We start from the raw sequence: 13,739 nt of genomic DNA on the forward strand, positions 1-13,739 counted from the left end.
GGCTCCATCTCCAAATGGGCTACCCACATGTCAACCAAATTTTTCAGAATCTGCCCACTGGTCGTACTGATGACGTTCCATAGGGGCAGCTATGCCGCCTCTACTCATGAGCAAGATCAGTTCAGTTTAATTCTGCAGCAACTCGACACTATCGAACGCCTTGCGACACGGGCCGAGACAGCCAACACGGCTGAATCAGTCGAGCGCTATCGGTTCGACTATCCCCGTCTGTCGCAAGACATCCAACGCATCCGCCACGGAGTGCAGGGCTACCTGTCTCCCTCCCGCGCTCAGCCCCGAGATCCCAGTGAATTAGTCGGCGATTACCGCCTCGACACGCCGCCCACGGAGCCGTCGCCATGAGCATGACCGACGCGCAGAGCGCTGCCTTTCAAAACGCTTCCGGCTTCTCGCCGCATAGCAGTTCGACGCTGTGGCAGTCCCTGGTTCTCGTTCTGGCGTTGCTTTGGTGTGCCTGGGTGATGTGGACGGCTTACCGAGGTTGGGCCACTGGCAGTGTGCGCTTTGGAGCCTTCGGCGGCAGCGCCGCCCGCGTGCTGCTCGCCTTGCTGGTTCTGATGTTCTTCACCCTGTCCTAACACCGGAGATCACCATCATGCTCAAGTGCCTTGCCCCCCTGAAAAACAACCTGCGTAATCGTGCCAGCCAGCGCTTGATCGGGCTGCTCCTGGTGCTCGGTCCAAGCCTGGCTTTTGCCGAGCTCCCCACCATGGAAGCACCTTCTCGTGGTGAAGGTTCCGGGTTGATCGAAACGATCAAAAACTACGCCTACGACGGCGGCATCCTGCTCGGTCTGCTGATTGCCCTGCTCGCTTTTTTAGGAGTGGCCTGGCATTCGCTGACGGTGTATGCCGACGTGCAGAACCAACGCAAGACCTGGAAAGACTTGGGTGCGGTGGTCGGTATCGGTGCTCTGTTGGTGGTGATCATCATCTGGTTCCTGACCAAGGCTGCCGCGATTCTGTGAGGTTGGCATGAACAACGCTATCGAACGCCTTGCCGACGGCACCTTGGTCTTTCTGCCGGAGCGACTCAATCGTGATCCCGCCGTACTGCGCGGGTTGACCAATGATGAGATGTGGATGGCGCTCGGTGCCGGCGCAATCATTGGACTACTGCTGGGCGTTCCTCTGGTGATCGCCACCGCCTCCATTGCCGTAGCGCCGACCAGCATGATCGCAGGCATGACGGTGGTGCTATTTGCCGGTGGCACACTACTGCGTCGGGCCAAACGGGCCCGCCCCGAGACCTGGCTGTACCGCAAACTCGAATGGATACTCGCCAGCCGTTGGCGCCTGGGTCGCGGCAGTCTGATTCTCCACTCCGGCGCCTGGACGGTTCGCCGTTCGCGTCGACTGCGCCCTGCCCTGTCTCGGTGGAAGTCATGAGCCGATTTCGAAACAAGGTCGATGCCCAACAGGCCCACATCTTCAGCCTGCGCCTGGCGGTAATGATCCTTGCCCTGGTCTGTGCCGGGCTCTGGTACGGCTGGCGTTCGGCACCGACCGATCTGACCGTGCATGTACCACCGGATCTGCGTTCGGGCAGCACTCGCAAGTGGTGGGATATCCCCTCAGAGAATGTCTATGCCTTTGCCCTCTACATCTTTGGCCAACTCAACCGCTGGCCCTCGGATGGCGAGCAGGATTATCGCCGCGCCATCTATGGCTTGCAGTCCTACCTGACCCCCGCCTGCAAGGCCTTCCTCGACGGCGACTACGAGTACCGCAAGGCCGCCGGCGAACTACGCCAGCGGGTGCGTGGCGTCTACGAAATTCTGGGCCGAGGTTACAGCGAAGATCCGGAGCTCAGGGTCAAGCAACTCGACCGCGACAGCTGGCTGGTCAAGCTCGACCTCAACGCCGATGAGTATTACGCCGCCGAACCGGTGAAGCGGGTGGTGGTGCGTTATCCATTACGCGTGGTGCGTTTTGATCTTGATCCCGAACGCAACAAGTGGGGACTGGCACTCGATTGTTATCAGGGCACTCCGCAAAAAATCTCCCTGCCTGGAGGTGAGCCATGAAGCGGATGTCTACCCTGGGACTCACCGTCGTAATGATGCTATGGGGAGTTGCGGCGCAGGCCGTCGAGCTGATGCACTGGGAACGCCTACCCCTCGCGATCCCTCTGATGATCAATCAGGAACGAGTGGTCTTTATCGATGAGGATGTTCGAGTCGGCGTGCCCTCAACCCTGACAGGTAAGCTGCGCGTGCAATCAACTGGTGGCACGCTGTACCTGCGCGCGTCGGAAGCCATTGCACCGACCCGACTGCAACTGCAATCAGTCACGACGGGCGAGATCATCCTTCTAGATATCGCGGCCACACCCGGCGATCAACCGCTGGAGCCCGTGCGTATTCTCAAAAATGCTCCGGTGCAGACTACCGAGACGGAATCTAGCACCGTCCCTGCTCCAGATCGTACGCCAATCCCAGTCGTTTTGACGCGCTACGCCGCACAGAGCCTATACGCGCCGCTGCGCACTGTAGAATCCCTGCCCGGCGTACGCCGCGTATCGCTCAAGCTGCGCACCGAACTGCCAACCCTGCTGCCGACCGAAAACGTATCCAGCACACCTATCGCCGCCTGGCGGCTCGGTGATTACTGGGTGACGGCGGTGAAGTTGCGCAATCGTGGTTCAGAGACGGTACAACTCGATCCGCGTCGGCTTCAGGCCAAGCTGTTCGCTGCGGCTTTCCAGCATGTTTTTCTCGGACCGGTCGGCAGTGCTGAAGACACCACGATCGCCTACCTCGTCACTCGCGGTGCCGGCCTCGAGCACGTCGTGCTGCTCTCACCCGTTGATCGAGGTGCGGACGATGAAAGCTAACGCCTTGCTCAAATGGCTGGTACCGGCTGCGCTGCTGGCCGTGGTGTTGATCATCCTGAAAACCTGGGTCGCGGGTGGCAGCACGCCTTCTCCAGAAAACCCAGTTGATCAGGACAACCTTCAATTATCCACCGAGCAAGCCAAGTCGCTCGGCATTGCTGGCGATACTCCCCGGGATACGGTCGCCACCCTGGTCGGCCAGGTGAAAGCCATGCGCAGTGACATGCTCGGTTTGAAGAAACACAATGACTCATTGCAGACGGAAAACAACCGCCTTCGCGAGCGGGAAAACAGTGTCGATTCGCGTATCCAGACTGCGCTTGGCAGCGTAACCCAGCAGGTCGACGAAGGCCGCCGCCAAGTCAACGAGGCCCGACTCAAAGCGGAACAAGACAGTCGTCAGGCTCGCGGCCTGCTGACGCAATTGCAGGAACAGTTGTCGGGGCTGACCGGCAAAAGCAAGGACATGCCGATCGGATTGGGGCTTGAGCCCGACGACGGCGCTCAGTTTGAAGGGCGACACTCTACCAATGATGCGCTGCAGTGGATTGAACCCTCGGACGTTCCGTCCACAGATGCCCAAGGCAAAACCAAGACCTCCCGAGCATTGAGTCTGCCTACTACCTTCAACTCACTGGAAGGCATGAAAGATAACGCCATTGATCGCAGCCAGAAACAACTACGTGCAGCAATCCAGGGTGAACGTGACCTGACGAGATCCGTGGATCGTACCGAAGGCGCGAAGCCGGTCTACACGATCCCCGAAAACGCGACGCTGATGGGCTCGGTCGCCATGACCGCGCTGATCGGCCGAGTCCCGGTGGACGGCACCGTGAATGACCCCTATCCCTTCAAGGTGCTGGTCGGCCCGGAGAACCTGACTGCCAACGGCATCGACCTGCCGGACGTCGCGGGGGCCGTGATGAGCGGCACGGCGTCCGGGGACTGGACCCTGTCTTGCGTACGCGGACAGGTCGAGTCAATCACCTTTGTGTTTACCGATGGCACCATCCGTACTGTGCCTCAGCCGAAGGCGGTAGCCAGCCGCAATGCCTCCACCACCCAGAGCTCGAACACCGACAAGATCCGCGGTGGACTCGGTTATCTGTCCGATCCGTATGGCATCCCGTGCATCGCTGGCGAGCGCCGCTCGAACGCCCAGCAGTACCTCGGCAGCCAGAGCCTGATCACTGCGGCCGGCACCGGTGTCGCCGCCTTGCTCGGGGATGAGCAGAACAACAGCAGCGTGATCAGTTCGGGCGGCAGTACGCTCGGGGTCACCAGCAGCACGGGCAACAGCGCGCTGAACTCAATCCTCAGTGGTGGGGTCAGCGACATCCGCGAGTGGATCAACAAGCTGTATGGCGAGGCCTTTGCTGCCGTGTACGTGCCACCGGCCGCACAGGTCGCACTGCACCTCGACCATGAGATCACCATCGACTACGAGCCCAAGGGCCGGAGCGTTCGCCATGAAAAAGACCATGTTTCCCTGCCTGACCTGGATTAGCGTGTTCTGCTGGGTCCTGACGGGGTGTTCCACCGACAAGGAGACACTACTGCCCCATGGCGAGCAAACCATGCTGGACATCTGGAACAGCGCCGGTTCGCAAGGCACTCAGCAGCAACTACTGGATGCTCGGCAGCAGTTACGCCGTCCGCTCGCCCAGGCGAATTTATCCGCTTATCGCCAAGAACCGTACACGCGCACAGCGACGAACGAGATCCAAAATTTGTTCCCTCGCCTGCCCAATCCTGATCTGGTGCTGTACGTGTATCCGCATTTGAGTGGTACCGAGCAGGCACCGGTCCCAGGGTACTCGACTGTCTTTCCGTTCTACCAACGGGTGCAGTACGCATTGCCGGGTGAACGTCAGGAAGACTTGTAGTGCGTACTGGCGATTCGGGCAACCGCACTGCTGCGTGGAAAACTTGGCGCAATCCATTGCGCCCTCGCGCCACCCTGGCTGATGAAGCCGCACTGTACGCGCACAACCCCAGCTTCACCGATCACCTGCCGTGGGTCGAATACCTCGACACCGAACAGTGTTTTCTGCTCGATGACAATCGCTCGGTGGGTGCGGTGTTCGAGTTGCTGCCTATCGGCACTGAAGGGCGCGAACCCGATTGGTTGATGGCCGCCCGCGACGCACTCGAAGACGCCCTGCAGGATAGTTTTGATGAGTTGGATCAAGCGCCTTGGGTGGCGCAGTTTTTCTGCCAGGACGACAACGACTTCACCCCTTATCTGAACCGGCTCACTAGCTATATCCAGGACAGCGCGCGAGGGACGGTCTTCACGGAAGCGTGCCTAGAACTCACTCGCCGTCATCTGAAGGCCGTTGCCAAACCGGGTGGGCTGTTTGAGGACAAGGTCGTCACACGCCTCCCCTGGCGCGGCAATAACCGACGGGTGCGCCTGGTGGTCTATCGCTGGCTTGAGTCTGACGCTGAGGAGACGGGACTCACCCCGGTGCAAGCCCTGCAACAGGCTTGCGAACGTATCGCGGCTTCGTTGCAGGCGTGCGGGGTGCAATCGACGCGAGTCGATGGCCGAGGTCTGTATGCCTGGTTAGTGCCCTGGTTCAATCCAGCCCCCACGCTCACCGATGAATCGCCCGAGGAGTTCTACCGCCGCGTGGCCTATCCGGAGTCGGGCGGCGGTGAGTCGCTGGAACTGCCCTTCGACCATGACTTCGCCGAGCGGCTATTTTTCAATGAGCCGCGTTCGGATGTGCAGCGCGGACTCTGGTTTTTTGACGATCAGCCCCACCGGGTCATGGTAGTGGACAAGCTGCGCCGAGCGCCCTTGATTGGTCAACTCACCGGAGAAACCCGCAAGGGTGACGCGGTGAATGCCCTGTTCGACCAGTTGCCCGAAGGCACGGTGATGAGCCTGACCTTGGTGGTCAAACCACAGGATGTGCTCGAAGAGCAGTTGAACCGCCTAGCGCGCAAAGCCATCGGTGAAAACCTGGCCTCGACTCAGACCCGCCAGGATGTTGAAGAGGCTCGCGCGATCATCGGCCGCCAGCACAAGCTGTACCGGGGAACCCTGGCATTTTACGTGCGCGGTCACGATGAACAGCAATTGCACCAGCGCTCGGTCAGCCTGGCCAACGCACTACTGGGTGCGGGCCTGCAACCGGTACGTGAAGGCGATGAAGTCGCCGCCTGCAACAGTTACCTGCGTTGGTTACCAATGGCTTACAACCCGGCCCGCGACACGCGCAACTGGTACACCCGCCTGATGTTCGCCCAGCACCTGGCGAACCTGGTTCCGGTGTGGGGCCGCAGCACGGGCACCGGCCACCCGGGGATCACCCTGTTCAATCGTGGTGGCTCGCCGTTGAGCTTTGATCCGTTGTCACGCCTGGACCGTGCCATGAACGGCCATCTGTTGTTGTTCGGCCCCACCGGTGCCGGCAAGTCGGCCACCCTGGTCACCCTGCTGATGCAGGTCATGGCGGTGTACCGCCCTCGCTTATTTATCGTCGAGGCCGGCAACTCATTCGGCTTGCAGGGAGACTACTTCGCGACACAAGGCCTCTCCGTCAACAAGGTCCAATTGAAACCTGGCGCCTCGGTCAGTCTCGCCCCCTTTGCCGATGCCTGGCGCCTGGTCGAGCAACCGGATCAGGTGGCGAGTTTATCGATCGATGAGCTGGACGATGAGGCGGTAGCCAGTCGGGAAGACCAGCGCGATGTTCTCGGCGAATTGGAAATCACCGCTCGCCTGATGATCACCGGCGGCGAGGCCAAGGAAGAGGCGCGCCTGAGTCGAGCCGATCGCAGCTTGATCCGCGAGTGCATTCTTGATGCGGCGCAGACCTGTGTCGCGGCGGGTCGCCAGGTACTGACCCGCAACGTGCGCGACGCCTTACTGCGCGTCGCCGCTGACACACACTTGCCGGAGAAGCGTCGCGAGCGTGCCCAGGAAATGGGTGAGTCCATCGACCTGTTTTGCCAAGGTTTCGAGGGTGAACTGTTCGATCGCGAGGGCACGCCTTGGCCCGAGAGCGATGTGACCATTGTCGATCTCGCCACTTACGCTCGCGAAGGCTACGAGGCGCAGATGTCCATCAGCTACATCAGCCTGATGAACACCGTGAACCACCTAGCCGAACGCGACCAGTACCTGGGAAGGCCAATCATCATGGTCACCGACGAAGGCCATATCATCACCAAAAACCCGCTGCTGGCGCCCTTCGTGGTCAAGGGCACGAAGATGTGGCGCAAGCTCGGCGCTTGGTTCTGGCTGGCGACGCAAAACCTTGCCGACTTTCCCACGGCCGCGCAGACCATGCTCAACATGATCGAATGGTGGATTTGTTTGAACATGCCGCCGGCGGAAATCGAAGAGATTGCTCGCTTCAAGAAGCTTTCACCGGCGCAAAAAGCCTTGTTGCTCTCTGCCAGCAAGGAGCCGGGTAAATTCACCGAAGGGGTCGTGCTGTCGAAGAAGCTCGAAACGCTGTTTCGGGCCGTGCCGCCCAGTCTTTATCTCGCCCTGGCCATGACGGAACCGGAGGAGAAGGCCGAACGCTGGACTTTAATGCAGGAATACCAGTGTTCAGAGCTAGAGGCGGCTTTTCGGGTAGCTGAGCGCATTGACCAGGCCCGTGGAATTTGGAGGTAAGTATCGATTTGAAGCCCCAATAGCGTTACATCTACACAGGGCTGGAGAGCGGTTTTGTGCTGGATATGCCCGAACTATCTGAGTAAATTACTCGTCACCATTCAGCCAGCAGAAGGAGTCATACATGAATAAAAACGATCTCGTCGAGGCCATAGCGAGCTCCGCCGACCTTCCGAAGTCCACTGCCGGACGCGCGCTGGAAGCCCTCACAACCATCATATCCACTGCGTTGCAAAGCGGTGAGAACGTCACCTTGGTTGGTTTTGGTACCTTTACGGTGAAAGCGCGTGCAGCGCGCGACGGCCGTAACCCTCAAACTGGGGCCACCATCAAGATCGCAGCCGCGAAGACGCCTAGTTTCAAAGCCGGTAAGTCGCTGAAAGACGCGGTTAACTAGACGTTGGTGGCGATTACCCAATACCAACTCTGCGAGGGCGCTGGTATTGGGGCTTCAGTAGCCGAAACGCTTGCTTGCTGAACTCCGGAAGCCGTTTAGCCATGAGTATGAACGCGTCTTAAACGTCGTTTTTCTCAGCTTTGATTGGGGCTGGGTGACACACCGCTTAGCCGCTGCTGAATCCTCAACAAGAATCCGGCTTCAAAGGCATCCTGGCAGTCACCGACAGGAAAGGTCTTACGTGTTTGCGCCAGCTCCCACCACAGCGGAATCTCGCCGGGCGTATCAAGCCAAACCTGAGCGCATTGCACGCCACGTTCGATCATCGGAGCAAATTCGTTGCCCCAAGGTGTCAGAAGACTTGGACAACCATCCGCCGCGGGAATTGAAATGTAGTTTTCGTCCATACACACCCTAGAGTTCTGATTTTATTGTTAGACGCTGGACCCAGCCTCGAAATCTTAACGACACCAAATGAACGCTCGATAACAGGCCTGAACACCAAATGGCTAGATCAATGTCAATGTAGACTATATCCCGTGGATTGAGAGTCCCTCAAGGCGCAATTTGCGCGCATGACTCAAGACTACGAACAACTTCGTCTGCAGCTGGCGGAAAACATCCGCTTGATGCGGCGCGTAAAGAACCTTACCCAAGAGCAGCTCGCGCTCATGGCGGAGGTGGATCGCACCTACGTCAGTCAAATCGAACGATGCACGGGCAATCCGTCGCTGTTAGTCCTGTGCAAGCTCGCCAATATTTTCGAAATTACCGCAGATCAGTTACTTGTGGAACCCGATATCCTGCGCAGCGCCCTTCACGTCAAATAATAGTCTCACTGCTCACAAACCCGATAGATCCGCCTTCATAATTTCCACTGACAGTCTTCAGTCTCTAACCGAACCTGCCCAGGCATACACCGAGAGCCTGGATCATGCCTGTTGTCTGCTCGTCAATCCCGCCCACAAAGTTACGGCCCTTAGCGCTAAGCATCCTGCTGACGTGCGGCCCAAGCGTGGCGCTGGACAGCGGCAGCATCACGTCCTCTGTGCTTTCTCCAAACTGTCTCGAATACAGGGTCGTCGGCATTTGTTTCTGGCTCCTCTGCACGCCCTTCGGTTGTACAGTCAAAACCTCGACCAAGGTGCGTCATTTCATTCCTGAACTCGTGGTCTCAAGCTACTCCACCACGGGCAATAACCCCTGGACCGAGATGGCCACCCTCTCCTCTCCCGTCAGCGGTGCGGAAGGTGGCGGCAACCTGATCACCCCAAACACCCACCGCGATAACCTGCCCCGCTTCAAGAACGTCGATGGCATCGGCCACCCCGGTGGCTGGCTCGCAACGCAACTGGCTTCGCAATCCGGCTACGCCTGCGCCAGCGGCGCAACTGCGGTCATGCCCTACTACCTGAGCACCCTGGACTCACTGGCCTGGCGTCATGGCATCCCGGAAAGCTTCTACCCCGAGTCGCTCATGCCGGGGACCCGTGAAGTCGGTCGTCCGGCTTCGGGAAACATGTGGGGCAATGTTTATCCCCGGCAGGGCTTTCTGGTACAGCCCGACGATTTCAAGGCGGCCGCCGTCATGGCGCAACGGGCCGGCGATGTGATTACCCGCAACGGGCAACCGCATGTGTACTTACCCCTCACGCCCGCCAAACGCGACGGCTACTGGCCGCCTAGCCCGATCGTTGAAAACGACGCTTCGACCCACAAATGGCAATTGCTCTACCCTCGGACTCAGCCTACGTGTGCCATCTTCCCCAGCGATCCGGTACAGAGTGCGGATGGAGGATACGCCTGGTCGCTGTGGCGTCCCTATAGCTGCTGCAAACGTGAAGGTCAGACCTTTCTGTTCAGCATCGACTTCGAAGGAGGTGCTTCATGAGTCGGCTTCTCGCACGACCATGGTTGGGCGTGATGAGTCTGTTGCTCTGCGGACTGCTCGTCATGGCCACACATGCCCACGCTGCCGAGGGCGATTACCGCCTGGGCACTCAAGGCGAAGTACTCGACGACCGAGTGATGTACACCATTGGTGGCGGCTCGGCAGTTGGCTCTCCGAGTTCGCTCTACCGACCCAGTGGTCTCGGAGTCGGCGGGTCATGGCGAGCGAACATGATGTGCGGAAACATGAGCCTCACCAACACCCTGCAAAACCAACTGAACGGTGCCACCGAAGGTTTCCAGCAGATCATGGGCAGCATCGTGCAGAACGCGACCCAAGCCGTGATGTCTCTGCCAGCATTGATCATCCAGCGCGCCAACCCTGGTCTCTATGAGTTGCTCAGTAACGGGGTGATGCAGGGGCGTATCGACTTCGACCGCTCCAAGCTGACCTGCCAGGCCATGGCCGAGAAGATGGCGGACAAGGTCGGTCAAGCCAGTTGGGGCGCGCTGGCCAAGAACCAGGAAATGCAGGGCAATCTGGAGCAAACCGGCGGTGATGCGGTGGCAGCAGTGAAAAACACCGAGGCCCATAACGGCAACAATGGGGTGGCCTGGGTCGGCGGCTCAAAGGCTGGTGGTGATGAGCAGACGCCCATTCGGGTGACCGCCGACGTGGTCCGTGCAGGCTATAACCTGCTGCATAACCGTATGGTGGATGACAGTGCCTCGATCAGTAGCAGTGATTGCCTGGGAGGGGCTATTTGTCAGACCTGGGCCTCACCGCAGGAAGAATCTGAGTGGGCTGTTCGCGTGTTGGGCGAGAGCGAAGTCGCGACCTGCGACAGCTGCGAAACCCTGCGTGCGACCGCTGGCAGCGGATTGACGCCGCTGATCCAGGAGGCCTACAGCGAACGCCTCAAGGCCCTGCAAGGTTTGCTGTCGGGCTCTCTGCCGCCTACCCCTGACAATCTGACTAAAGCCTCCAGCCCGATGCTGCCGGTGACCCGTGGTGTGGTTGAAGCCCTGCGCGACGATCCCGACCAGGATCTGCTGGCGCGACGCCTGGCCAGCGAGACAGCCTTGTCCAGCGTACTCGACAAGGCATTGCTACTGCTGCGCACGCTGCTGGCGGGCAGTCACGAACCGAACATCGCCTCCGCCGAGCCGGCTCAAACCGCCTTGACGAAAAACATCGACGCTCTGGAGCGCGAAATACGCCTGCTGCAGACCGAACTGCAGGTCAGGCAGATGCTGGCCACCAACACCGCCAGCCTGGTGCTCGATCGGCATGCCGGTGGTGCCGATGCTTCGCGTACCGTCGAGCAAGGAGATCCTGAGCCGGGCCGACTCAATGATGCTGACGCTAGGCGCAAGTGAGCCATGAAACGCTCACCGCGATTCACTCTGTTTTCAGGTCTGGGGATTGCCGCAGTGATGATGCTGACCGTCGCGCTGGTCGCCTGGACCGGCCGCACTGCGCTGGATAGTGTCGAGGTCTGGCAGCAGGCATTCGAATCCGCACGGCCTTATCTGCGGTGGTGGCGCGCCCTGCTCTACGCCGCTCTCTTTGCGCTCTGGTGGGATCTGCTTCGGCGCTACCGATATCGACCACAGGATCGACTGCGCGTGAAACGCATCGGGACATTAGGGCTCGTGCTCTTTACCTGCGTCGAACTCACCCGACTGTGAGGTCACCACCATGCTCATGAGCACCAACAGCTACCTGGAGTTTTACCTCTCCCTGCTGTCCTGGATCATCAACAACGGCCTCTGGAGCGTCCTGTCCGACACCGGGCTATTCGCTGCACCCTTTGGTGCGATCATCTTGCAGGAATGGCTATCGGCCCGTCAGCAAGGCGCGGATGAAGGTAACAAGGGACTGCTCTCAGTTCCGCGGATCGAGAACCGGTTGTGGCTGGCCTACATCGTGGTGTTGTTCGGCTGCGCGCCGGTCTTTCCGTTGAGCCTCTCGTCAATGACGTTCGATGATGCGGCGAGCCAGCGCTGCGGCGTGAGTGTGGCCCAACCGACGGAAACCGCCTGGGGGACGACCTTCAATACCATCGGCGAACGCTCCGCCAACGTTCCGATCTGGTGGTTTCTGGTGCATGCCTTGAGCAAAGGGGTAACCGCGGCGGCCACCGCTTCCATTCCCTGCACACCGGATATCCGACAAATGCGTATGGAGATCGACAGCTCGCGTATCGACAGTCAGGTACTGCTGCAGGAAGTCGCCGATTTCACTCGCGACTGCTACGGCTATTCCCGCTCTCGGCTATTCACCAACCGTCCGCTGTTGGACAAGGTACAAAGTCACGACGCCTCCTGGATCGGCTCAAGCTATTTTCTCGACACACCCGGCTACTACGATACGGATCGCTCACGCACACCGAGAGTCAGCTGGCCGTATGACGACAACCGCGATGTTTCCTTGCCGCGGCTGGAGAATGGCGCGGGCTACCCCACCTGCAAGCAGTGGTGGAGTGATAGCGGTGTTGGCTTGCGCGAGCGCTTGATCGAGCAGGTCGACCCCTCGCTGCTGACTCAGCTGAAAGGTTGGTTGACTGGGCGTTCGAGCAACGAGATCGAGGATGCCACCCTGCGCGAGCTGGTCAGCCCGCGCCAGCAATCGATGTCCATGTCGCCCGGACAGGTGTATCAGGACTACGGCTCCAGCGCTCGTGGCGGTTCGATCAATCAGGGGCTCAATAACCTAGCCACCAATACCGGGCTGGCCCTCGGTTCCTTCAGCAACTTCCCGGCAATGAATGCACTACGCGCCGCCTTGCCGATGGTGCAGGCGTTCCTGATCATGGGCGTCATCATCAGCTTGCCGCTGATCCTGCTGGTCAGTACCTACCAGTTGAAAACTGTCATGACCGTGACGTTCGCGCTGTTCACCTTACACATGCTGAGCTTCTGGTGGGAACTCGCTCGCTGGGTCGACTCCAGCATGCTCGATACGCTGTACAACCAGGTTTCGGCTTCCAATCAAGTGCTGTTATCGCTGCCCACATCCGGCTTCATGGATGGAACCGTCACGGCACAGGTGATCGAGTATGTGATGGGGGCGATGTTCATCGTGCTACCAATGCTGTTTCTAGGGGCCATGAGCTGGGCAGGATATTCAGTCGGCAACGGGATTCAGGGCATGTTGGCGAACGGTAGCAAAGCCGCAAGTGATTCAGCGAGCAAAGGTACGGATCAAATATTGGGTGCTGCTAAACGTTCAATTAGATGACTTGCTGTCGCCTATATAATGCCCATTGTCATCGAAGTCACCGATGTAGAGATCAGCACCTAGGTAGTCTGGTCCTGGACTTTCCTCTTGATGATCGGAACCAACAAAAGCCCTGAACCATAGCAAAGTGATGACAGCCAGCATCATCACAAAAAAAGTAACCAGCCAAACACTGACAAAGAGCAATCCTCCGATCAATGCCAGTTTGGCAATCAGAAAGCTCCCGCGAACAAGTAATTTACCTGCGGGCATACCTGCCGTCACCGCACGCTCAGCCAGGCGGGACTCAAACGCTTTCAATTTGCGATAACCACGCTTTACCGACGTGCCACATGCGTACGCCCAGCTGTGGCCACGTGAATTCTGAACAGGTTGCTGAGTCGGCATGCTCTCGCCCTCTTCTGAGCGTTTTCATGGTTGAGACAGGAGTAACAGCCTACTACTGAAAACTGTCCGTGCCTGACCGTTTATCAGTTTGCCCAGCCGAAAAAATCTTCACTGGAAGACAGAAGACAAGCCCCGTGAAAAAGCCTATCTACAGTGATTGACCCAGATAAATCGTCCAGCTAAATACAAGGTACGGATCGCTGTTATCGACAGCACTTTCCCAGGTAGCCAGAACCTTCAAGGCTCCGTCACTTCGATGATGGTTCTCCCCAAGTGCGATTAGCGTTCGGTGGCTCGCACGGTGACCGTTGCTACGGTGATGAACGCCT

General features: G+C 59.0%; 17 protein-coding genes. 15 read left to right on the forward strand and 2 right to left on the reverse strand.

Going from position 1 to position 13,739, the window contains the following annotated elements; translation table 11 throughout:
* Positions 1 to 27 precede the first annotated feature (27 nt).
* From CI807_RS01340 to CI807_RS01385, 10 genes are all read left to right on the forward strand, one after another.
* Positions 28 to 363, forward strand: a complete 336-nt coding sequence (locus tag CI807_RS01340; protein WP_025999942.1) for an RAQPRD family integrative conjugative element protein — start codon at positions 28 to 30, stop codon at positions 361 to 363.
* Positions 360 to 599, forward strand: a complete 240-nt coding sequence (locus tag CI807_RS01345; RefSeq protein ID WP_016978882.1) for a TIGR03758 family integrating conjugative element protein — start codon at positions 360 to 362, stop codon at positions 597 to 599. Before CI807_RS01340 ends, CI807_RS01345 begins: the two co-directional genes overlap by 4 nt.
* Positions 600 to 616: 17 nt before the next feature.
* Positions 617 to 988 (forward strand): TIGR03745 family integrating conjugative element membrane protein, encoded by a 372-nt coding sequence (locus CI807_RS01350; protein WP_016978883.1) that lies wholly within the window; start codon positions 617 to 619, stop codon positions 986 to 988.
* 7 nt (positions 989 to 995) lie between these two features.
* Entirely contained in the window at positions 996 to 1,409 is a 414-nt protein-coding gene (locus tag CI807_RS01355; RefSeq protein ID WP_016978884.1) for a TIGR03750 family conjugal transfer protein, read from the forward strand.
* Positions 1,406 to 2,047 carry a PFL_4703 family integrating conjugative element protein gene (locus CI807_RS01360; protein ID WP_016978885.1) on the forward strand — a complete coding sequence of 214 codons (642 nt, stop codon included), beginning with the start codon at positions 1,406 to 1,408 and terminating at the stop codon, positions 2,045 to 2,047. Before CI807_RS01355 ends, CI807_RS01360 begins: the two co-directional genes overlap by 4 nt.
* Positions 2,044 to 2,856: a TIGR03749 family integrating conjugative element protein gene (locus CI807_RS01365; RefSeq protein WP_016978886.1), complete on the forward strand. Its 813-nt coding sequence runs from the start codon at positions 2,044 to 2,046 to the stop codon at positions 2,854 to 2,856. The genes CI807_RS01360 and CI807_RS01365 overlap by 4 nt, the downstream gene beginning before the upstream one ends.
* Entirely contained in the window at positions 2,846 to 4,363 is a 1,518-nt protein-coding gene (locus CI807_RS01370; protein ID WP_016978887.1) for a TIGR03752 family integrating conjugative element protein, read from the forward strand. Before CI807_RS01365 ends, CI807_RS01370 begins: the two co-directional genes overlap by 11 nt.
* A complete protein-coding gene (locus CI807_RS01375; protein ID WP_038848940.1) occupies positions 4,326 to 4,742 on the forward strand; it encodes a TIGR03751 family conjugal transfer lipoprotein in 417 nt (138 codons plus the stop codon). The genes CI807_RS01370 and CI807_RS01375 overlap by 38 nt, the downstream gene beginning before the upstream one ends.
* A complete protein-coding gene (locus CI807_RS01380) occupies positions 4,742 to 7,492 on the forward strand; it encodes a conjugative transfer ATPase (RefSeq protein ID WP_016978889.1) in 2,751 nt (916 codons plus the stop codon). Before CI807_RS01375 ends, CI807_RS01380 begins: the two co-directional genes overlap by 1 nt.
* A 124-nt stretch (positions 7,493 to 7,616) precedes the next feature.
* Entirely contained in the window at positions 7,617 to 7,889 is a 273-nt protein-coding gene (locus CI807_RS01385; protein ID WP_016978890.1) for an HU family DNA-binding protein, read from the forward strand.
* A gap of 134 nt (positions 7,890 to 8,023) precedes the next feature.
* On the opposite strand, the gene CI807_RS01390 is transcribed toward CI807_RS01385, so the two are convergent.
* Positions 8,024 to 8,296: a LasR-specific antiactivator QslA gene (locus CI807_RS01390; protein WP_038848938.1), complete on the reverse strand. Its 273-nt coding sequence runs from the start codon at positions 8,294 to 8,296 to the stop codon at positions 8,024 to 8,026.
* Positions 8,297 to 8,464: 168 nt separating this feature from the next.
* Between CI807_RS01390 and CI807_RS01395 the strand changes: the two genes are divergently transcribed.
* From CI807_RS01395 to CI807_RS01415, 5 genes are all read left to right on the forward strand, one after another.
* Complete coding sequence (locus CI807_RS01395) at positions 8,465 to 8,719, forward strand: helix-turn-helix domain-containing protein (RefSeq protein ID WP_003174132.1); 255 nt, start codon at positions 8,465 to 8,467, stop codon at positions 8,717 to 8,719.
* 104 nt (positions 8,720 to 8,823) lie between these two features.
* Entirely contained in the window at positions 8,824 to 9,780 is a 957-nt protein-coding gene (locus tag CI807_RS01400; protein ID WP_025999943.1) for a TIGR03756 family integrating conjugative element protein, read from the forward strand.
* A complete protein-coding gene (locus CI807_RS01405; RefSeq protein WP_025999944.1) occupies positions 9,777 to 11,159 on the forward strand; it encodes an integrating conjugative element protein in 1,383 nt (460 codons plus the stop codon). The genes CI807_RS01400 and CI807_RS01405 overlap by 4 nt, the downstream gene beginning before the upstream one ends.
* Positions 11,160 to 11,162: 3 nt before the next feature.
* Positions 11,163 to 11,471 carry a hypothetical protein gene (locus tag CI807_RS01410; RefSeq protein ID WP_016978894.1) on the forward strand — a complete coding sequence of 103 codons (309 nt, stop codon included), beginning with the start codon at positions 11,163 to 11,165 and terminating at the stop codon, positions 11,469 to 11,471.
* A gap of 10 nt (positions 11,472 to 11,481) precedes the next feature.
* Positions 11,482 to 13,023, forward strand: coding sequence for a conjugal transfer protein TraG N-terminal domain-containing protein (locus CI807_RS01415; RefSeq protein WP_016978895.1), 1,542 nt, complete (start codon positions 11,482 to 11,484; stop codon positions 13,021 to 13,023).
* Here CI807_RS01415 and CI807_RS01420 read toward each other — a convergent pair.
* Entirely contained in the window at positions 13,012 to 13,410 is a 399-nt protein-coding gene (locus CI807_RS01420; RefSeq protein ID WP_038848934.1) for a DUF3742 family protein, read from the reverse strand. The two genes, CI807_RS01415 and CI807_RS01420, sit on opposite strands and share 12 nt — an antisense overlap.
* Positions 13,411 to 13,739 lie beyond the last annotated feature (329 nt).

Source organism: Pseudomonas sp. NS1(2017), assembly GCF_002269425.1.
Lineage (GTDB): Bacteria > Pseudomonadota > Gammaproteobacteria > Pseudomonadales > Pseudomonadaceae > Aquipseudomonas > Aquipseudomonas reactans.